Origin of the sequence: Kitasatospora sp. NPDC059462, assembly GCF_042749955.1 — a bacterium.
Taxonomy (GTDB): Bacteria; Actinomycetota; Actinomycetes; order Streptomycetales; family Streptomycetaceae; genus Kitasatospora.
Map to the genome: position 1 here is coordinate 75,183 of NZ_JBHYUU010000008.1, position 18,527 is coordinate 93,709.

General features: G+C 75.2%; 20 protein-coding genes. 10 read left to right on the plus strand and 10 right to left on the minus strand.

The features are described from left to right. Positions 1-20: 20 nt before the first annotated feature. From ACFXAM_RS04325 to ACFXAM_RS04335, 3 genes are read left to right on the plus strand one after another with little or no spacing between them, the layout of a single operon-like run. On the plus strand, positions 21-1,256 hold the full coding sequence (locus tag ACFXAM_RS04325) for a hypothetical protein (RefSeq protein ID WP_380287470.1): 1,236 nt from the start codon (positions 21-23) through the stop codon (positions 1,254-1,256). Then, positions 1,253-1,879, plus strand: a complete 627-nt coding sequence (locus tag ACFXAM_RS04330) for a precorrin-8X methylmutase (RefSeq protein ID WP_380287471.1) — start codon at positions 1,253-1,255, stop codon at positions 1,877-1,879. The genes ACFXAM_RS04325 and ACFXAM_RS04330 overlap by 4 nt, the downstream gene beginning before the upstream one ends. Continuing rightward, positions 1,876-3,414: a precorrin-2 C(20)-methyltransferase gene (locus ACFXAM_RS04335; protein WP_380287472.1), complete on the plus strand. Its 1,539-nt coding sequence runs from the start codon at positions 1,876-1,878 to the stop codon at positions 3,412-3,414. Before ACFXAM_RS04330 ends, ACFXAM_RS04335 begins: the two co-directional genes overlap by 4 nt. Positions 3,415-3,460: 46 nt before the next feature. On the opposite strand, the gene ACFXAM_RS04340 is transcribed toward ACFXAM_RS04335, so the two are convergent. Then, positions 3,461-3,721 (minus strand): type II toxin-antitoxin system RelE/ParE family toxin, encoded by a 261-nt coding sequence (locus tag ACFXAM_RS04340; protein WP_380287473.1) that lies wholly within the window; start codon positions 3,719-3,721, stop codon positions 3,461-3,463. Next, positions 3,718-3,981 (minus strand): type II toxin-antitoxin system Phd/YefM family antitoxin, encoded by a 264-nt coding sequence (locus tag ACFXAM_RS04345; RefSeq protein ID WP_380287474.1) that lies wholly within the window; start codon positions 3,979-3,981, stop codon positions 3,718-3,720. Before ACFXAM_RS04345 ends, ACFXAM_RS04340 begins: the two co-directional genes overlap by 4 nt. A 117-nt stretch (positions 3,982-4,098) precedes the next feature. Between ACFXAM_RS04345 and ACFXAM_RS04350 the strand changes: the two genes are divergently transcribed. Together ACFXAM_RS04350 and ACFXAM_RS04355 are read left to right on the plus strand one after the other, a co-directional pair. Next, entirely contained in the window at positions 4,099-5,241 is a 1,143-nt protein-coding gene (locus ACFXAM_RS04350) for a cobalt-precorrin-5B (C(1))-methyltransferase (RefSeq protein WP_380287475.1), read from the plus strand. Between the two features lie 161 nt (positions 5,242-5,402). Further along, the gene (locus tag ACFXAM_RS04355; RefSeq protein WP_380287476.1) at positions 5,403-6,932 is read left to right on the plus strand and encodes a UDP-N-acetylglucosamine 1-carboxyvinyltransferase; all 1,530 of its coding nucleotides are present in this window, start codon (positions 5,403-5,405) and stop codon (positions 6,930-6,932) included. A 156-nt stretch (positions 6,933-7,088) separates the two neighbouring features. Here ACFXAM_RS04355 and ACFXAM_RS04360 read toward each other — a convergent pair whose 3' ends face one another. Genes ACFXAM_RS04360 through cbiE form a run of 4 tightly spaced genes read right to left on the minus strand, consistent with a single transcriptional unit; the run spans position 7,089 to position 10,410 of the window. After that, a complete protein-coding gene (locus ACFXAM_RS04360) occupies positions 7,089-7,619 on the minus strand; it encodes a DinB family protein (RefSeq protein ID WP_380287477.1) in 531 nt (176 codons plus the stop codon). 40 nt (positions 7,620-7,659) lie between these two features. Next, on the minus strand, positions 7,660-8,403 hold the full coding sequence (locus tag ACFXAM_RS04365; RefSeq protein WP_380287478.1) for a cobalt-precorrin-6A reductase: 744 nt from the start codon (positions 8,401-8,403) through the stop codon (positions 7,660-7,662). 4 nt (positions 8,404-8,407) lie between these two features. Further along, positions 8,408-9,169: a precorrin-4 C(11)-methyltransferase gene (cobM, locus tag ACFXAM_RS04370; RefSeq protein WP_380287479.1), complete on the minus strand. Its 762-nt coding sequence runs from the start codon at positions 9,167-9,169 to the stop codon at positions 8,408-8,410. Further along, positions 9,166-10,410, minus strand: coding sequence for a precorrin-6y C5,15-methyltransferase (decarboxylating) subunit CbiE (gene cbiE, locus ACFXAM_RS04375; protein WP_380287480.1), 1,245 nt, complete (start codon positions 10,408-10,410; stop codon positions 9,166-9,168). The genes cobM and cbiE overlap by 4 nt, the downstream gene beginning before the upstream one ends. 155 nt (positions 10,411-10,565) lie before the next feature. On the opposite strand from cbiE, the gene ACFXAM_RS04380 reads away from it, so the two are divergent. Continuing rightward, positions 10,566-12,026: a catalase gene (locus ACFXAM_RS04380; RefSeq protein WP_380287481.1), complete on the plus strand. Its 1,461-nt coding sequence runs from the start codon at positions 10,566-10,568 to the stop codon at positions 12,024-12,026. A gap of 40 nt (positions 12,027-12,066) precedes the next feature. Here the strand turns inward: ACFXAM_RS04380 and ACFXAM_RS04385 are convergent, their stop codons facing one another. Continuing rightward, on the minus strand, positions 12,067-12,507 hold the full coding sequence (locus ACFXAM_RS04385; protein WP_380287482.1) for a gamma-glutamylcyclotransferase family protein: 441 nt from the start codon (positions 12,505-12,507) through the stop codon (positions 12,067-12,069). Positions 12,508-12,638: 131 nt separating this feature from the next. On the opposite strand from ACFXAM_RS04385, the gene ACFXAM_RS04390 reads away from it, so the two are divergent. Beyond that, positions 12,639-13,631, plus strand: coding sequence for an EamA family transporter (locus ACFXAM_RS04390; RefSeq protein ID WP_380287483.1), 993 nt, complete (start codon positions 12,639-12,641; stop codon positions 13,629-13,631). Here the strand turns inward: ACFXAM_RS04390 and ACFXAM_RS04395 are convergent. Next, on the minus strand, positions 13,585-14,181 hold the full coding sequence (locus ACFXAM_RS04395) for a dihydrofolate reductase family protein (protein ID WP_380287484.1): 597 nt from the start codon (positions 14,179-14,181) through the stop codon (positions 13,585-13,587). The genes ACFXAM_RS04390 and ACFXAM_RS04395 overlap by 47 nt on opposite strands. A gap of 89 nt (positions 14,182-14,270) precedes the next feature. On the opposite strand from ACFXAM_RS04395, the gene ACFXAM_RS04400 reads away from it, so the two are divergent. The 3 genes from ACFXAM_RS04400 to ACFXAM_RS04410 all read left to right on the plus strand — a co-directional run bounded on the left by ACFXAM_RS04400 (position 14,271) and on the right by ACFXAM_RS04410 (position 17,151). Then, a complete protein-coding gene (locus ACFXAM_RS04400; protein ID WP_380287485.1) occupies positions 14,271-14,846 on the plus strand; it encodes a TetR/AcrR family transcriptional regulator in 576 nt (191 codons plus the stop codon). A 235-nt stretch (positions 14,847-15,081) separates the two neighbouring features. Then, positions 15,082-15,555, plus strand: coding sequence for a hypothetical protein (locus tag ACFXAM_RS04405; protein ID WP_380287486.1), 474 nt, complete (start codon positions 15,082-15,084; stop codon positions 15,553-15,555). Positions 15,556-15,798: 243 nt separating this feature from the next. Next, positions 15,799-17,151, plus strand: a complete 1,353-nt coding sequence (locus ACFXAM_RS04410) for an MFS transporter (protein ID WP_380287487.1) — start codon at positions 15,799-15,801, stop codon at positions 17,149-17,151. A gap of 7 nt (positions 17,152-17,158) precedes the next feature. Here ACFXAM_RS04410 and ACFXAM_RS04415 read toward each other — a convergent pair whose 3' ends face one another. Further along, a complete protein-coding gene (locus ACFXAM_RS04415) occupies positions 17,159-17,722 on the minus strand; it encodes an EF-hand domain-containing protein (RefSeq protein ID WP_380287488.1) in 564 nt (187 codons plus the stop codon). Positions 17,723-17,862: 140 nt separating this feature from the next. Beyond that, positions 17,863-18,393: a hypothetical protein gene (locus ACFXAM_RS04420; RefSeq protein WP_380287489.1), complete on the minus strand. Its 531-nt coding sequence runs from the start codon at positions 18,391-18,393 to the stop codon at positions 17,863-17,865. Between the last annotated feature and the right edge of the window lie 134 nt (positions 18,394-18,527).

Below are 18,527 nucleotides of genomic sequence, written 5' to 3' on the forward strand. Positions count from 1 at the left end.
CAACCCATCGGATCATCTGTATGCTCGCCGCCATGTCTCCCGAACCCGACGCCGCCGCGCCGGGCGCCGCCGTGCCCGACCGGGCGCGGGCGGACGCCTGCCCGGGGGCCCTTCGTCTGCACACCGCCGACGACGGCGCCCTGGCCCGGGTACGGCTGCCCGGCGGACTGCTGACGTCCGCTCAGGCCCTCACGCTGGCCGGTGCGGCGGAGGAACTCGGCGACGGCCGGCTGGAGATCACCTCGCGCGGCAACGTCCAGCTGCGCGGCCTGGCTTCGGACTGCGGCGGCGAACTCGGCGGGCGGCTGCGCGCCGCCGGTCTGCTGCCCTCCGACACCCACGAGCGGGTCCGCAACATCGTCGCCTCGCCCGGCCCCGCCACCGGCCTCGGTGACGTGCGCGCCTGGGCGCGCTCGCTCGACCTCGCCCTGTGCGCCAGCCCCTGGGCGGCCGCCCTGTCCGGCAAGTTCCTGTTCGCCCTGGACGACGGCAGCGGCGACGTCGCCGCGCTGGACGCCGATGTGACATTGATCGCAGGCCCGGACGGCACCGCCCTGCTGCGCCTCGGCCGGGCCGCCACCGTGCGGCCGGTGCCCGCCGGCCAGGCGCCGTGCGCGGCCCTGGAGGCCGCCCGGGAGTTCCTGGAGGCGCAGCAGGCCGCCGGGGTGCGGGCCTGGCACCTGCGTGAGGTGCCCGACCTGCTGCCGCCCGGGCCGCTGCCGATGCCGGTGCTGCCCGGGACCCGCCCGCCGCTGGGCGCCCTGCCCGGGGGCGGCCTGCACGTCGGGCTGCGTTTCGGCCTGGCCACGGCCGGGCAGTGGCGGATCCTGGCCGAGGCCGCCGAGGGCGAGCTGCGGCTCACCCCGTGGCGCGGCGCGGTGCTGCCCGGCGTGCCCGCCGGGCGGCTGGCGCGGCTCGCGGCGGCCGGTTTCCGGACCGCGGCCGGGACGGCCTGGGACGGCGCGAGCGCCTGCACCGGGCTGCCGGGCTGCGCGAAGTCCCTGGCCGACGTCCGGGCCGACGCCGCCCGGGCACTGGACGGCACGCCCGGCGGCGCCGGCGGCCTGCCGGTGCACTGGTCGGGCTGCGAGCGCCGCTGCGGCCACCCGGCCGGACGCCGGGTGGACGTGCTGGCGACCGGGCAGGGGTACCGGGTGGCGGTCGAAGGCGGGCCGCCGGGGCGGAGCACCGCCGTGGAAGTGACGAACGAGGAGATGGCCGCGGCGGTCGCCGCGGCCCGGAGGACCACCACGTGATCGAGTACGAGAAGGACGGCGCGTCCATCTACCGCCAGTCCTTTGCCACCATCAGGGCCGAGGCCGACCTCGCCGCGCTGCCCGCGGACGTCGCCCAGGTCGCGGTGCGGATGATCCACGCCTGCGGCATGGTCGACCTGGTCGAGGACCTGGTGTACTCGCCCGGCGTGGTCGCCTCCGCGCGCGCCGCCCTGCACGCCGGTGCGCCGATCCTGTGCGACGTCAACATGGTCGCCAGCGGCGTCACCCGCAAGCGGCTGCCCGCGGACAACGAGGTGATCTGCACCCTCACCGACCCGTCGGTGCCCGAGCTGGCCCGGGCGATGGGCAACACCCGCAGCGCCGCCGCGATGGAGCTGTGGCTGCCCCGCCTGGAGGGCGCCGTGGTCGCCGTCGGCAACGCGCCGACCTCGCTCTTCCGCCTGCTGGAGCTGATCGAGGCCGGCGCCCCGCGCCCGGCCGCGGTGATCGGCGTGCCGGTCGGCTTCATCGGCGCGGCCGAGTCCAAGGAGGCGCTCGCCGTGCACCCGGCCGGCCTGGAGCACCTGGTGGTCCGCGGCCGGCGCGGCGGTAGTGCGATGGCCGCCGCCGCGATCAACGCGATTGCGAGCGAGGAAGAATGACGGAGCATCAGCAGAACGGCCGGCACCAGACCCGGGCCACCGGCCGGCTCTACGGCGTGGGTCTCGGCCCCGGCGACCCCTCCCTGGTGACCGTCCGCGCCGCCGAGCTCATCGGCAGGGCCGACGTGGTGGCGTACCACAGCGCCCGGCACGGCCGGTCCATCGCCCGGTCCATCGCCGAGCGCTACCTGACGGGCGATCAGATCGAGGAGCCGCTGGTCTACCCGGTCACCGTCGAGACCACCGACCACCCCGGCGGCTACCGGGGCGCGCTGGACGACTTCTACGAGGAGGCCGCCGCCCGGCTGGCCGCCCACCTGGACGCCGGCCGCGACGTCGTGGTGCTCGCCGAGGGCGACCCGTTCTTCTACGGCTCCTACCAGCACATGCACAAGCGCCTGGCGCACCGCTACCCGACCGAGGTGGTGCCCGGCGTCACCTCGGTCAGCGCCGCCGCGGCCCGGCTCGGGCAGCCGCTCACCGAGGCCGAGGAGACGCTCACCGTCATCCCCGGCACGCTGCCCGAGGAGGAGCTGACCGCGCGGCTGGCCGCCGCCGACTCCGCCGTCGTCATGAAGCTCGGCCGCACCTTCCCGACCGTGCGCCGCGCCCTGGAGCGGGCCGGCCGGCTGGCCGACGCCCAGTACGTCGAGCGGGCGTTCATGGCGGGCGAGCGGACGGCGCCGCTGGCCTCGGTCGACCCCGAGGGCGTCCCGTACTTCTCGGTGGCCGTGCTGCCCAGCAAGGTCGCCCCGCTGGAGCCCCCGGCGCCCGACCTGGGCGGGCCGGGCAGCGTCACCGTCGTCGGCACCGGTCCGGCCGGCCCGCTCTGGCTCACCCCCGAGGCGCGCGGCGCGCTGGCCGCCGCCACCGACCTGGTCGGCTACACCACCTACCTGGACCGGGTGCCGGTGCGCCCGGGCCAGGCGCGGCACGGCTCCGACAACAAGGTGGAGTCCGAGCGCGCCGAGTTCGCCCTCGACCTGGCCCGCCGCGGCCACCGGGTGGTGGTGGTCTCCTCCGGCGACCCGGGCGTCTTCGCGATGGCCACCGCCGTCCTGGAGGTCGCCTGCGAGGAGGAGTACCGGGAGGTCCCGGTGCGGATCGTGCCCGGCATGACCGCCGCCCACGCGGCCGCCTCCCGGGCCGGCGCCCCGCTCGGCCACGACTACGCGGTGGTCTCGCTCTCCGACCGCCTCAAGCCCTGGGAGGTCGTCGCCGCGCGCCTGCGCGCCGCGGCCGGGGCGGACCTCGTGCTCGCCCTCTACAACCCGGGCTCCAAGTCCCGCACCACCCAGGTCGGCCGCGCCCGTGACCTGCTCCTGGAGTACCGGGCCCCCGACACGCCGGTGGTGATGGCCCGCGACGTCGGCGGCCCCACCGAACGCGTGCGCACCGTCCGCCTCGCCGACCTCGACCCCGCCGAGGTCGACATGCGCACCATCCTCCTCGTCGGCTCCTCCCAGACCCAGCACGTCACCCGCGCCCCCCACCCCGACGTCACCTGGACGCCCCGCCGCTACCCGGAGGCCTGACCACCCGGTGCGGAAGGCCCCCCGGCCTTCCGCACCGGCACCCGGATCAGTCGCGGTAGATCCCCGAGCGGTGGCCGACCCGCACGACCAGGATCAGCAGCCGGCCGCCGTCCACGGTGTAGACGACCCGGTGGTCTCCCACCCGCAGACGGCGGTGTTCGGGTGAGCCGACGAGTGCGGTGGTGTGGAAGCCGTAGGGGTCGCGCTCCAACTCGGCCAGCTTGCGCAGGATCAGAACGGCGGTCGCGCGGGGCAGCTTGCGGAGCTCGCCGCGCGCGGACTCGGTGAAGCGGGTGTGGTACTTCACTCGGGCCTGGCCAGGGTCTCGGCCATGACCTCGTCCAGCGAGTACGTCGGTTCGTCGCGGCGCTCCTCGATGAGGCGCACCAGCTCCTGCTCCTCCCACCGCCGGTACTCGCGCAGCAGCTCTATCGGGACGACGGCGGCCACTTCCCGGCCCCTCCGGGTGATCACGGTGGGCTCGTCGCGTTCGGCGCGGTCGACGACGTCGGCGAGATGCTCACGGGCCTCGCGGATGGATACGGTCTGCACAGGCTGCTCGCTCATGCCCCGAGTGTACGAAGTGTGCCAGGTGTACACAATCGCCCTTTGCCCCGGAGCGGTGGGGGTGGGCCGGGGGTCGTAGGGTCTCGATCGGTAGTCGGAGTCAGGGAGCGGTGCGGCATGGGTGAGGTCGGTGGGCGGGCCGGGCAGCTGAGGAGCAGTGGGCTGCGGCACGGCTGGACGACCGGGGCGTGTGCCACGGCGGCGACCAAGGCGGCGTACCGGGCGCTGCTGACGGGGGTGTTCCCGGACCCGGTGGAGATCGTGCTGCCGAAGGGGCAGCGGCCGGCGTTCGCGCTCGCGGTGGAGGGGATCACCGAGGGGATCACCGAGGGGGCGGCGGGGCGGCGGGCGATGGCCGGGGTGGTGAAGGACGCCGGGGACGACCCCGACGTGACCCACGGCGCGCTGGTGCGGGCCACGGTGTGGGCGGGGGAGCCCGGTGCGGGCGTGGTGTTCCGGGCCGGGCCCGGGGTGGGCACCGTCACCAAGCCCGGGCTGCCGCTGCCGGTCGGCGAGCCGGCCGTCAACCCGGTGCCCCGGCAGCTGATCCGGGAGGTGGTCGCCGAGGTGGCGGCCGCGTACGGGGGCAGCGGGGACGTGGTGGTGGAGCTCTCCGTCGACCACGGCGAGGAGATCGCCCGCTCCACCTGGAACCCCCGGCTCGGGATCCTCGGCGGCCTCTCCATCCTCGGCACCACCGGTGTGGTCGTCCCCTACTCCTGCTCCGCGTGGATCGACTCGATCCGGCGCGGGGTGGACGTGGCGCGGGCCGCCGGGCGCACCCACGTGGCCGGCTGCACCGGCTCGACCTCGGAGAAGGTGGCCGTCGCCGTGCACGGCCTGCCCGAGGACGCGCTGCTCGACATGGGCGACTTCGCGGGCGCGGTGCTCAAGTACCTCAAGCGCCACCCGGTGCCGCGGCTGACCATCGCCGGCGGTTTCGCCAAGCTCTCCAAGCTCGCCGCCGGCCACCTCGACCTGCACTCGGCGCGCTCCCAGGTGGACAAGGGCCAGTTGGCCCGGCTGGCCCGCGAGGGCGGCGCGGACGAGGAGCTGACGGCGGCGGTCGCCGCGGCCAACACCGCGCTGGAGGCGATCCAGCTCTGCCGGGCGGCCGGGGTGCCGCTGGGCGACCTGGTGGCCGAGGCGGCGCGGGCCACCGCGCTCGGGGTGCTGGTCGGCTCGCCGGTCGTGGTGGACGTCATCTGCATCGACCGGGCCGGCACGATCGTCGGCCGGGCGGAGCCGCTGGGGCCGTGAGCGGCCCGCGGCCGCGGCCCGGCTTTCGTCCCGGGCGTGTCCCCGGAACATCGCCGTGATGTGAAGATCTGACGCACATACGGGGTGAGAAACGGACAAAAGTCGCGCCACGCCCGGGGTCGGTTCTGGCGCTATCTCAGCCATGAGATATGGTCTGGCGAGTGACAGGCGACTACCTCACCCGTATCGGCACCCTCATCCGTACCGCGCGTCAGCACCGCGGCTGGTCCCAGGCCCAGCTCGGCGACGCCCTCGGCACCAGCCAGAGCGCGGTCAACCGCATCGAACAGGGCAAGCAGAACGTCAGCCTTGAGATGATCGCCCGCATCGGCGAAGCGCTCGACAGCGAGATCGTCTCCCTCGGCTACGCCGGCCCGATGCACCTGAGGGTCGCCGGTGGCACCACCCTCTCCGGCGCGATCGACGTCCGCAGCAGCAAGAACGCCTGCGTGGCCATCCTCTGCGCCTCGCTGCTGACGACCGGCCGCACCACCCTGCGCAGCGTCGCCCGCATCGAGGAGGTCTACCGCATCCTCGAAGTGCTCACCAGCATCGGCGTCAAGAGCCGCTGGACCAACGACGGCCGCGACCTCGAACTCACCCCGCCCGCCGAGCTCGACCTCGCCGGCATGGACGTCGAGGCCGCCCGCCGCACCCGCAGCGTGCTGATGTTCCTCGGCCCGCTGATGCACCGCGCCGACACCTTCGCCATCCCGTACGCCGGCGGCTGCGACCTCGGCACCCGCACCGTGCAGCCGCACCTCACCGCGCTGCGCCGGTTCGGCCTGGAGGTCGCCACCACGGGCGGCGCCTACCACGCCTCCGTCCAGCCCGGCGTCCCGCTGGACCGCCCGATCGTGCTGACCGAGCGCGGCGACACCGTCACCGAGAACGCCCTGCTCGCCGCCGCCCGCCACGACGGCGTCAGCGTCATCCGCAACGCCTCGCCCAACTACATGGTCCAGGACCTCTGCTTCTTCCTGGAGAAGCTGGGCGTGCGGATCGAGGGCATCGGCACCACCACCCTCACCGTGCACGGCGTCCCCGAGATCACCTGCGACGTCGACTACACCCCGGCCGAGGACCCGGTCGAGGCGATGAGCCTGCTGGCCGCCGCCGTGGTCACCTCCTCCGAGCTGACCATCCGCCGGGTGCCGATCGAGTTCCTGGAGATCGAGCTCGCCGTGCTGGAGGGCATGGGCCTCGACTACGACCGCACCCCCGAGTACCCGGCCCACAACGGCCGCACCCGGCTGGTCGACCTCACCGTGCGCCCCTCCAAGCTCACCGCGCCGATCGACACCATCCACCCGATGCCCTTCCCCGGCATCAACATCGACAACGTGCCGTTCTTCGCCGCCATCGCCGCGGCCGCCCACGGCACCACGATGATCCACGACTGGGTCTACGACAACCGCGCCATCTACCTCACCGAACTCACCCGGCTCGGCGCGGACATCAAGCTCCTCGACCCGCACCGCGTGCTCGTCCAGGGCCCCACCCGCTGGCGCGCCGCCGAGATGGTCTGCCCGCCCGCGCTGCGCCCCGCGGTCGTCATCCTGCTCGCGATGCTCGCCGCCAAGGGCACCTCGGTGCTCCGCAACGTCTACGTCATCAACCGCGGCTACGAGGACCTCGCCGAGCGCCTCAACTCCGTCGGCGCCCAGATCGAGACCTTCCGCGACATCTGAGCCGGCGCCCGGCCCCGCGCCCGACGCTCTGCCCGCCGAAGCGCCCGACGCTCTGCCCGCCGAAGCGCCCGTCGCTGTGCCCGCCGAAGCGCCCGCCACCGTGCCCGGCCCCGGAACTCCGGGGCCGGGCACCGGCGTTCACGGCGGCCGGGGCGGTCATTCGCCGGTGCGGCCGTCGAGGCGCTCGCGCAGGAGGTCGGCGTGGCCGTTGTGGCGGGCGTACTCCTCGATCATGTGGACGAGGATCCAGCGCAGCGACCAGCTCTGCTCGCCGGAGGGGCGAAGGTACCCGGGCACGTCCAGCGACGGGGCGGCGGCGACGAGTTCCCTGGCGTGGGCGCACTCGCGGCGCCAGCGGGTGAAGGCCTCGTCGGGGTCGGCGTCGTCGACGTCGAAGTCGGCGAAGCTGCCGTCCGGGTGCTTCCAGAAGCCGGGGCAGGCCTCGTCGGCGAGGGTGTTGCGGAACCAGCTGCGTTCGATCTCGGCGAGGTGGCGGGCCAGGCCGAGCAGGGAGAGCGTGGAGGGGAGCAGCGGGCGGGCGCGCAGTTGCTCGGTGGTCAGCCCCGCGCACTTCATCGCGAAGGTGTCGCGCTGGTGGTCCAGGAAGCTGGTCAGGGTGGCGCGTTCGGCGCCGAAGCGCGGGGTCTCGGTGCGGGCGGCGTCGGCGAGGTCGTAGGCGTCGGTCATCGGGCCATGGTGGCAGGCACGGGTCCGGTCGGCGCGGGAATTACCGGCGGGCGAGCCAGTCGAGGGCGGCCTCGACGCTCGGCGCCACGGGGACGCCGGCCGGTGCCGGCGGGCGGTCCACGACGACGACGGGCAGGCCGAGTTCGCGCGCCGCGGTGAGCTTGGGCGCGGTGGCCGCGCCGCCGCTGTCCTTGGTGACCACGACGTCGATCCGGTGCTCGCGCAGCACCGCCCGCTCGCCGTCCAGGGTGAACGGGCCGCGGTCGAGCAGGACGTCCAGCGAGGCCGGCAGCGGCGGCTCGGGCGGGTCGACCGAGCGGGCGACGACGTGCAGGCCGTCGAGGCGGGCGAAGGCGGCGATGCCCTGCCGGCCGCTGGTGAGCAGCACCCGCCGGCCGAGGGACGGCAGCAGCGCGGCGGCGGCGTCCAGCGAGGCGACGCGGTGCCAGCGGTCGCCCGGCACCGGCGTCCAGCCGGGGCGGCGCAGGGCGAGCAGCGGCACACCGGTCGCGGCGGCGGCCTCGGCGGCGTTGCGGGACATCGTGGCGGCGAACGGGTGGGTGGCGTCCACCACGGCGTCCACCCGCTCGGCGCGCAGCCACGCGGCGAGGCCCCCGGGGCCGCCGAAGCCGCCGATCCGCACCTCCCCGGCGGGAAGCCGGGGCTCGGCGACCCGCCCGGCGAGCGAGCTGGTGACCCGCAGTCCGGGGCGCCCGGCGGCCAGCGCGGCGGCCAGGGCGCGTGCCTCGGTGGTGCCGCCGAGCAGCAGGACGTGCGCCGTCACGTGCTCACGCGCCGCAGGGCTCGTGCGGGCGCTCGCGCTCCGCGGAGTAGAGGTGGCTGTCGCGGAACTGCTCGGCGCCGAGCGTCCGCCCGACGACGATCACCGCGGTGCGGACCACGCCCGCCGCCTTGACCTGCCCGGCGATGTCGCCGACGGTGCCGCGCAGCACCAGCTCCTCGGGCCGGCTGGCCATCGCCACCACGGCGGCCGGGCAGTCGGCCCCGTAGTGCGGGAGCAGCTGCTCGACCACGTCGTCGATGTACCCGGCGGCCAGGTGCAGCACCAGCAGGGCGCCGCTGCGGCCGAGGGTGGCGAGGTCCTCGCCCTCCGGCATCGGGGTGGCGCGCTTGGCGATCCGGGTGAGGATCACGGTCTGGCCGACGGTCGGCACGGTCAGTTCGCGCTTGAGCGCGGCCGCCGCGGCGGCGAAGGCGGGCACGCCGGGCACCACCTCGTAGGGCACGCCGGCCGCGTCCAGCCGGCGCATCTGCTCGGCGACGGCGCTGAACACCGACGGGTCGCCGGAGTGCAGCCGGGCGACGTCCTGCCCGGCGGCGTGCGCCCGGACCAGCTCGGCGGTGATCTGGTCGAGGGTGAGGTTCGCGGTGTCGACCAGCCGGGCGCCGGGCGGGCACTCGGCCAGCAGCTCGCGCGGCACCAGGCTGCCGGCGTACAGGCAGACCTCGGCGCGGGCGAGGATCCGCTGGCCGCGCAGGGTGATGAGGTCGGCGGCGCCGGGGCCGGCCCCGATGAAGTGGACGGTCACGAGGCGTTCTCCTGATGAGGGGTGCGGGGCTTGACGGCGGACCACTGGGTGACCGGCATCGCCTGGCGCCAGCCGGTGAAGCCGCCGACCGGCACGGCGTGCGCCACGGCGAGCCGCAGCAGTTCGCCGCCGTGCCGCCGGTACCAGGTGGTGAGCAGCGCCTCCGACTCCAGGGTCACCGTGTTGGCGACCAGCCGGCCGCCGGGTGCCAGGGCGGCCCAGCAGGCGTCCAGCAGGCCGGGCGCGGTGAGCCCGCCGCCGACGAACACCGCGTCCGGGGCGGGCAGGCCGCCGAGCGCGTCCGGCGCGGCGCCGGTGACCACCCGCAGCCGGGGCACGCCGAGCGCGGCGGCGTTGCGGGTGATCCGTTCGGCGCGCACCGGGTCGCGCTCCACGGTGACGGCCCGGTTGTCGCGGTGGGCGCGCAGCCATTCGACGGCGATCGAGCCGGAGCCGCCGCCGACGTCCCAGAGCAGTTCGCCGGGGACGGGCGCCAGGGTGGCCAGGGTGGCGGCGCGCACGTGCCGTTTGGTCAGCTGGCCGTCGCTCTCGTAGGCGGCGTCGGGCAGCCCGGGGACGACGGGGACGCGGGGGGCGTCGGCGGGCAGCTCGACGGCGATGACGTTCAGCGGGTCGCCGGGCGGGTGCGGCCAGCCGTCGGCGGGGCCGTCGAGCCGTCGCTCGCCGGGGCCGCCGAGCTGTTCGAGGACGCGCAGCCGGGCGGCGCCGTGGCCGGCGGCGGTGAGCAGCGCCGCGACGGCGGCGGGCGTGTCGGCGCCGGCGCTGAGCACCAGCAGCCGTCGCCCGGGGTTCAGGGCGAGCCGCAGGGTGTCGAGCGGGCGGCCGACCAGGCTGACCACCTCGGTGGACTCCAGCGGCCAGCCGAGCCGGGCGCAGGCGTACGCGACGGAGGAGGGGTGCGGCAGGACGCGCAGCCGTTCGGCTCCGGCGGTCTCGGCGAGGGTGCGGCCGATGCCGTAGAACATCGGGTCGCCGCTGGCCAGCACGGCGAGCGGGCGGCCGGCGTGGCGGTCCAGCAGCCCGGCCACGGCGGGGCGCAGCGGGGACGGCCAGGGCACCCGTTCGGCGGTGACCTCGTCGGCGGGCAGCAGGGCGAGCTGGCGGGGCCCGCCGAGCACGGCGCCGGCCGCCCGCAGCGCGGCCCGGGCGGCGCCGCCGAGGCCGGGCCAGCCGTCGGCCCCGATCCCGACGACGGTGATCGGGGGTGACTGCTGGGGCACCGGCGGGCTCCTGGGACGGGTCGTGGACGGGGGCGTGGGCAGCCTACCTGGCGGTCCGCGGCGGGCCGTCAGCCAGGGTGCGGGCCCGCCCGCCCGGGGTTAGCGTCGTGCCGGGAACACCTCCGGGGGGACCTCAGCACGCAACGGAGGACAGCATGTCCGAGTCAGCGGTCCCGTACACCACCAACAACGCCGGCGTCCCGGTGCCGAGCGACGAGAACTCGCTCACGGTGGGCAGGGACGGCCCGATCCTGCTCCACGACCACTACCTGATCGAGAAGATGGCCCAGTTCAACCGGGAGCGGGTGCCGGAGCGGGTGGTGCACGCCAAGGGGGCCGGCGCGTACGGCGTCTTCGAGACGACGGAGGACGTCAGCCGGTTCACGAAGGCGACCCTGTTCCAGCCGGGCAAGCGGACCGAGATGCTGGCCCGCTTCTCGACCGTGGCCGGTGAGCAGGGCAGCCCGGACACCTGGCGGGACCCGCGCGGCTTCGCGCTGAAGTTCTACACCGAGGACGGCAACTACGACCTGGTCGGCAACAACACACCGGTCTTCTTCGTCCGCGACACCATCAAGTTCCAGGACTTCATCCGCTCCCAGAAGCGCCGCCCGGACAACGGCCTGCGCGACCACGACATGCAGTGGGACTTCTGGACGCTCTCGCCGGAGTCCGCGCACATGGTCACCTGGCTGATGGGCGACCGCGGCATCCCGAAGTCCTACCGGCACATGAACGGCTACGGCTCGCACACCTACCTCTGGTACAACGCGAGCGGTGAGCGGTTCTGGGTGAAGTACCACTTCAAGACCGACCAGGGCATCGACTTCCTCACCCAGGCGGACGCCGACCGGCTGGCCGGCTCGGACCCGGACCTGCACCGCGAGGACCTCTGGCAGGCCATCGACGGCGGCAACGCGCCGTCCTGGACGCTGTACGTGCAGGTGATGCCGTTCGACGACGCGCCCGGCTACCGGTTCAACCCCTTCGACCTCACCAAGGTCTGGCCGCACGGCGACCACCCGCTGATCCGGGTCGGGACGCTGACGCTGAACCGCAACCCCGAGGACTACTTCGTCCACATCGAGCAGGCCGCCTTCGAGCCGGCCAACCTGGTGCCGGGCATCAGCGTCTCGCCGGACAAGATGCTGCTCGGCCGGATCTTCTCCTACCCGGACACCCACCGGTACCGGATCGGCCCCAACTACGCCCAGCTGCCGCCGAACCGGCCGCACGTGCCGGTGCACTCCTACGCCAAGGACGGGCCGATGCGCTTCGACCCGGCGCGCACGGCGGCGCCCTACGCGCCGAACTCCTACGGCGGGCCGGCCGCCGACGCTCAGGCGTACGACGACCCGGCGGCCGGCTGGCAGAGCTCGGGCGACATGGTGCGCGAGGCGTACTCGCTGCACGCCGAGGACGACGACTGGGGGCAGGCGGGCACCATGGTCCGCCAGGTGCTGGACGACGCGGCGCGCGACCGGCTGGTCTCCAACATCGTCGGCCACCTCCAGGGCGGGGTGAGCGGTCCGGTGCTGGAGCGGGCCGTGCAGTACTGGCGCAATGTCGACAAGGCGCTGGGCGACCGGGTCGCCAAGGGCGTCGGCAAGGACTGACGGGCCGGTACCGGGGCGCGGGTCCGCCGGGCCCGCGCCCTCAGCGGTGGTCCCGGCCGTACCGGCGCCAGTCGCCGGAGGCGATCGGCGCCGGGTGCGTGCGCAGCCGGGCGGCCACCGCCGGTCCGGCCAGGTACACCCAGGCCTGCGCCGTCGCGCCGTCCGCCGTACGGACGGCGAGCCGCTCGCGCACGTACGTGCCGAGGCCGTCCGGCCGGCAGTCCTCCAGCCGGTCCAGCGCCGCGAGCGTCCGCCGGTAGGCCTCCGGGCGGACGGTGACCAGTTCGCCGCTGATCCGGCGGCCCGGCGCGGGGTCGGGCACGGCGTACGGGAAACCGGGCCCCGCGTGCAGCGCCGCGCCCTCCAGCACCGCCGCCCGCACCCCGGCGCACCGGCCGGCCAGGAAGGCGGCGTGGTTGCGCTCCCCGGTGAGCAGGGTTCCGTAGACGAAGAAGGGCAGGGTGGCGGGGTGCTCGGGCACGAGGGGTTCCTCCTGGGCGGGGGCCGGTCGACGGTCGACGGTGCCCGTGCGGTGATACCCACTGGCGCGGGGGGTGGCCGATGCGGTGTCATGGCGGGTGCATCTGCCAGCACCGTCCAAGGGGGACACCCATGACAGCCCGCGCCGAGCGCACCCCGGCCGCACCCGCCGGCACTCCGGTGCCGGCGGGGGCCGCGCCCACCGCCGGCCGGCTCGGGGCGGGCGTGTGGGTGGCGCTCGCCATCGTCTACGTGGTGTGGGGTTCGACGTACCTGGGGATCCGGATCGCGGTCGAGACCATGCCCTCCTTCCTCTCCGCCGCCGCGCGCTTCCTGACCGCCGGACTGCTGCTCGCCGGCTTCGTGGCCGTCCGCCACGGCCGGGCCGGGCTGCGGGTGGACCTGCGGCAGCTGGGCTCCGCCGCCCTGGTCGGCGGACTGCTGCTGACCGGCGGCAACGGGCTGGTGGTGCTCGGCGAGACGTGGATCCCCTCCGGCCTCGCCGCGCTGCTGGTCGCCGCCGTGCCGCTGTGGATGGTGCTGCTGACGGCGGCGGGCGGCGACCGGCCGAGGCCGGCCGAGCTGGGCGGGGTGCTGCTCGGACTGGTCGGCCTGACCGTGCTCTCCGCCCCCGCGATCGGCGGGGACATCGCGCCCGCCGGCGTGATCGCGATCCTCTGCGGCACCCTGACCTGGGCGTCCGGCTCCTTCGCGGCCAAGCGCATCCGGATGCCCGGCAACGTCCTGGCCTCCAGCGCCTACCAGATGCTCGCCGGCGGGCTCGGCAATGCGCTGATCGGGCTGCTCCGCGGGGAGCAGCACGGCCTGCACCCCGGCGACATCTCCACCCGCTCCTGGCTGGCGCTGGGCTTCCTGGTGGTGTTCGGCTCGCTGGTCGCCTTCACCGCGTACGCCTGGCTGCTGCGCTCCGCGCCGCTGACGCTGGTCGCCACCTACGCCTACGTGAACCCGGTGGTGGCCGTGCTGCTCGGCCGGCTGGTGCTGGCCGAGCCGCTGACCGGCCCCACCCTGCTGGGCGGGGCGATCGTGGTCGCGGGCGTCTGCCTGGTGGTGAGCGTCAGCCGGTCGTCGGCGCGCCCGTCCGCCCGTAGGTCCGCACGATGACCCCGTTGGGGAAGACGCGGGTGTCGGCGAGCGTGAACGTGTGCGGGGCGAAGTCCGCGCGGAACAGCGGCACTCCGGCGCCGATCGCCACCGGGGACTGCTTGACGACCAGTTCGTCGATCTCCGGCAGCAGTCGGCCGGCGAGCTCGCCGCCGCCGCAGAGCCAGAGGCCGAGGCCGTCCTCGCGCTTGAGCTCCCGCACCCGGCCCAGCGGGTCGGCCGCGGTGACCTCCACCGCGGGATCGGGGCTCTCGGCCAGGCTGCGGGAGAAGACGATCTGCCGCAGGTGGGCGTAGGGGTTGGTGAGGCCGACCACCAGGCCCGCCCCGTAGGTGGCGCGGCCCATCAGCACGGTGTCGTAGCGCTTGTTGGGCGCGTCGGCGATCCCCATCGCGGCCCGCCCGGGGGTCGGCACGGTCTCCGGGTACTCCGCGCACAGGTGGGAGAGGAACTCCCCGGCGACGTAGGGCATGAGGAACTGGTAGTCGCCGTCCGGGGAGGCGATGAAGCCGTCGAGGGTGGTGCCGACGTAGTAGGTGAGCTTTCGCATCCGTGTCCTTCGTTCCGGTGAATGAACCACAACAGTTATAGTACTTCGCCTGTAGTGGTTGCCAGAGATTTCCTGAGGGAGCTTCAGCGATGGCCCAGAACCCCGCCCGCCGTGCTGCGCTCACCGACGCGGCGATCGACGTCCTCGCCGACCAGGGCGCGCGCGGACTCACCTTCCGTGCCGTGGACCTGCGGGCGGGTGTGCCGGCCGGCACCGCGTCCAACTACTTCGCCAACCGGGACGACCTGCTCGACCACACCGCCCGGCACATCCACCACCGGCTCACCCCGGACCCGGCGGTCATCGGGGCACTGCTGCGCGCGCCCCGCGACCGGGCCCTGGTCACCGCCCTGATGCACGACCTGCTGCGCCGCATCGACGCCGACCGCTCCGGCTACCTCGCGATGCTGGAACTGCGCCTGGAGGCCACCCGCCGGCCCGAGGTGCGGGCCCGGCTCACCACCACCGTCCGGGAGGAGCTGGAGGCCAACATCGCCTACCACCTGGACGAGGGCTTCCCCGGCGACCGCGAGACCGTCGTCGTCCTCTACCTCGCGATGACCGGCCTGCTCGTCGAGCACCTCACCCTTCCCGGCGTGCTCGGGCCGGAGAACCTCCCCGCCCTCGTCGACACCCTGGTCGCCCGCACCGTCCCGGCGGCCTGAGGCCGATCCCGAGGGCCGGGTGCGCGCGGCGGCCGGCGGTGGCGCGGTGGGTCCGGGCAGCCGGGGGTGTCCGTCGGGGCAGTGGTGCCGGGGCGTCCGGCCGTTACCGGCCGGTCGGGAGTGACGTCTCGTCAAGGGCGCTGTGAAGCTGGGGAGAAGGGGTGACCGCGGGCGACCGGCCCCCGCACCGGCTGCCGTCCGGCAGCCGGGACACCGTGCGCATCGGAGGTCAGTGATGAAGGCGAACCGGCTCGGGAGGGCCGCCGCCTCGGCGGCCGTGGTCCTCAGCACGCTGGCAGGCGTCGTCGTCGGAACGGCGGGAACCGCCGACGCCATCGAGATCCGGCAGGTGGAGCAGACGTACAACCGGTACTGCGACAAGCCGACGACCTCGATCGAGACGACCGAGTTGTGGGGCGGCCGGATACTCTGCGGGGGCGGGTTCGGGGTGGAGATCTCGTCGGTCCTCTTCAGGAACGACGGGCAGCAGGCGTTCTTCGTGGGAACGGACCACGCGGTGTGGACCCGCTGGAAGGAGTACGGCGTCATGAGCGACTGGGTCTCCCTCGGCGGCCGCCTGAGCGGAGACGTCACCATCAACGCGTGGAACAGCTCCGGGTTCATCCAGCTGATGGGGAAGGGCACGGACGGGCGGTACTGGTTCGACAACCGCGACGTCAACGGCAGCTGGACCGGCTGGTTCCGGTAGCCGCCGGCCCACCGCGGTCGCGCGGTGCGCCGCCGGCCGCTGCGCCCCGACCGCCCGCCCGGCCGTCCCGGGGCCCGCCCGCGCACGGGCGGGCCCCGCACGCGGCCGCGGAGCGGACCGTCGCGCCGCCCGGGTCGCCCTCCTCGGCGAGCACGTCCCGGGAGTGCCGCAGGAAGGCCCCGCCCGCCGCCCGGATCCGCGAACCGCCCGCGCCGGCGGGATCATTCGACTACCATCCACCGGGTGCCCGGCACGACGGGGCGGACCGGGGGAGTGGACGTCATGGCGGGTGCGGACGGGCGGACGGCGACGACCACCGCGACGCCCCCGTCACCCGGGCCGCCGCCCGCCCTGTGGCGGCAGCGGAACTTCGCCGCGCTCTGGTCCGCCCACACCGTCAGCCAGTTCGGCACCCAGCTGAGCTTCTTCGTGCTGCCCGTCCTCGCGCTCACCACCGTCGGTGCGACCCCCGGCCAGGTCGGCCTGGTGTCCGCCGCCGAGACCCTGCCGTTCCTGCTGATCGGCCTGCCCGCCGGCGCGCTGCTCGACCAGTGGGACCGGCGGCGGGTGATGGTCGTGGCGGACGCCGGCCGGGCGGTCGCCCTCGGCGTCGTCCCGCTCGGCCACGCCCTCGGCGTGCTGAGCGTGCCGCTGCTCTGCGCGGTGGCCTTCGTCACCGGCCTGTTCACCGTCTTCTTCGACATCGCCGACCAGGCCTTCCTGCCCGCCGTCGTCGGGCGGCACCAGGTGGCGGACGCCAACAGCCGCCTGGAGTTCTCCCGTTCGGCCGCCGACCTCGCCGGACCGGGTCTGTCCGGCCTGCTGCTCCAGTGGGCGGCCGCCCCGCTGATCCTGCTCGCCGACGCGGCCAGCTACCTCGTCTCCGCGCTGCTCCTCGGCGCGATCCGCCCTCCGCGCCCGCCCGCCGGGCCGGTCCCGGCCCCGGCGGCCCGGGAGCCGATGCGCACCCGGATCGCCGAGGGCCTGCGCTTCGTCTTCCGCCACCGCGCCCTGCGATCGCTCGTCCTGGCCAGCGCGCTCGCCAACCTGGCCGGGTTCGGCGGCGCGCTCAGCGCGCTGCTGCCCGCCTTCGCCCTGCGGGACCTCGGCCTCTCGCCCGGCCGGCTCGGACTCGCGCTGACCGTGGGAAACGCCTGCGCCCTGCTCGGCGCGCTGTTCACCGCCCGGCTGGCCAGGGTGTTCGGCGTGGGCCGGGTGCTGCTCGCCGCCCGCTGCCTGCCCGGCCTCGGCGTGCTGCTGCTCGCCACGGCCGGGCCCGGCCGGGCCGTGCCCACCCTGGCGGTGGCGGCCGGGCTCCTCGCCTGTGGCAGCACCGCCTACAACATCGTCCAGGTGAGTCTGCGGCAGGCGGTGACCCCGGCGGCGCTGCAGGCCCGGATGAACGCCTCGGTGCGCTTCGTCATCTGGGGCGCGCTGCCGCTCGGCGCGGCCGCCGGCGGCCTGCTCGGGTCGGCGGTGGGCCCGCGGGCGGCGCTCTGGACGGTCGCCGCCGTCTCGCTGCTCTCCGTGCTGCCGCCGCTGCTGACCCGGGAGGTCCGGGCCCTGCGCGACTTCCCCGGTGCCGAGGTCGACTGAGGCGGCGTCAGGCGAGGTAGGGCGGGCGGCCGGCCCACCAGTGACCGGGGGCCTCGGGGGTGCGGCCGGTCCAGAACTCGATGAGGCCGGAGATGAACTCCTCGGCGGAGAGGGTGCCGTCGCCGTCCAGGTCGAGGCGGTGGAACGCCTCGTCCGTGTCGTCGCGGGAGAGCGCGGAGAAGTGACCGCGCTGGAAGACGAAGAACTCGCCCGCGTCCACCGTGCCGCTGCCGTCCACGTCGGCGACGGCGAGGAACGCCTCGGCGAGCGCCCCGAAGACGGTCCGGGCGGCCACCGGGTCGTCGGCGAGCGCGCGGGTCGAGGCGACGAACTGGCGGCGGCTGATCGCCGTGGTGCCGATCGGCAGGTGGGAGACGTGCAGGTCGCGCCAGATGGCCAGGTAGGCGGCGACGATCCGCTGTTCGGCGGCCGACCCCTCCGTGTGGCCCAGCGAGCGGGCCACCGCACGGCCCATCAGGACGTGGTCGTGCTCGGTGAGCAGACCGTCCCCGTCGGCGTCGAGGTGGTCGAACCCGTGGTTGATCCTGGCGAGCAGCAGTTCCTCGGACACCCGTTCATCCCCCGGCTGGTCGGTCCCGGCAATCACAACAGCAGCAGTCACAACGGTCGGACGCAGCACGCTAACCCGCCGGGTGCCGGGTGCGCAGCCGAAGCCGCGAAGTGGCACCCGGCCGGCTCCCGGGCCGCCGTTCAGCCCGCGTTCTGGAGCGCCGCGTCCGCCAGTCGCTCGGCCAACTCGCCGAAGACCTCCTGGAGTTGTTCGTCAGAGACGCCGTTGGCGTAGCCCTGGAAGGCGAGCGCGGCCTGCGCCTGGACGGCCGGGGTGGCGTAGCCGGCGTCGATCGGCAGCGGGCCGGTCGGCGGCCAGGGCAGCGGCCAGTGCCGCGGCCAGGGAATCCGCCCGTGCGGGGTGCCGCACCAGTCGTCGCCCACCTCGGCGAGGACCTTCCGGGCGTCGCCGCCGGAGACCCGGGCGGTGATGGCGGCGTTGGCCACGGCGGTGACGGTGCGGGCGACGGACAGCCGCAGCGCGGCGGCGACCGGCGGCAGCGGCTGCGGGTTGAGCCCGGCCGCCTCGCCGCCGCCCTCGGCGCGAGCCGCGAGCAGGCCGTCCAGGACGCCGTGGCCCGCCTCGTGGGGGATCAGTCCGTCCAGGGCCGCGGGATTGAGACGGCCGACGAGGGCGACCAGGGTGACGGATCGGCGGACGAGCGTGGTCATCGGAAAACCCCTTCTCCGGGGACGGGTGGCCGTGTGCTCACGGTCGGTGACCGATCGTAGGCGCAGCGTCCGCGCGGACGGGGGACCGACACCACCCGCCGCCCGCCGCCGCCCGCTACCCGCCGCCGCCCGCC

What these genes read in the sequence shown, in the direction of transcription:
- ACFXAM_RS04420 (WP_380287489.1), bottom strand. Translation starts at nt 18,393, where the DNA reads ATGACCACGCTCGTCCGCCGATCCGTCACCCTGGTCGCCCTCGTCGGC.
- ACFXAM_RS04390 (WP_380287483.1), top strand. Translation starts at nt 12,639, where the DNA reads ATGACAGCCCGCGCCGAGCGCACCCCGGCCGCACCCGCCGGCACTCCG.
- ACFXAM_RS04405 (WP_380287486.1), top strand. Translation starts at nt 15,082, where the DNA reads ATGAAGGCGAACCGGCTCGGGAGGGCCGCCGCCTCGGCGGCCGTGGTC.
- ACFXAM_RS04335 (WP_380287472.1), top strand. Translation starts at nt 1,876, where the DNA reads ATGACGGAGCATCAGCAGAACGGCCGGCACCAGACCCGGGCCACCGGC.
- ACFXAM_RS04395 (WP_380287484.1), bottom strand. Translation starts at nt 14,181, where the DNA reads ATGCGAAAGCTCACCTACTACGTCGGCACCACCCTCGACGGCTTCATC.
- ACFXAM_RS04345 (WP_380287474.1), bottom strand. Translation starts at nt 3,981, where the DNA reads ATGAGCGAGCAGCCTGTGCAGACCGTATCCATCCGCGAGGCCCGTGAG.
- ACFXAM_RS04400 (WP_380287485.1), top strand. Translation starts at nt 14,271, where the DNA reads ATGGCCCAGAACCCCGCCCGCCGTGCTGCGCTCACCGACGCGGCGATC.
- ACFXAM_RS04360 (WP_380287477.1), bottom strand. Translation starts at nt 7,619, where the DNA reads ATGACCGACGCCTACGACCTCGCCGACGCCGCCCGCACCGAGACCCCG.
- ACFXAM_RS04325 (WP_380287470.1), top strand. Translation starts at nt 21, where the DNA reads ATGCTCGCCGCCATGTCTCCCGAACCCGACGCCGCCGCGCCGGGCGCC.
- ACFXAM_RS04380 (WP_380287481.1), top strand. Translation starts at nt 10,566, where the DNA reads ATGTCCGAGTCAGCGGTCCCGTACACCACCAACAACGCCGGCGTCCCG.
- ACFXAM_RS04350 (WP_380287475.1), top strand. Translation starts at nt 4,099, where the DNA reads ATGGGTGAGGTCGGTGGGCGGGCCGGGCAGCTGAGGAGCAGTGGGCTG.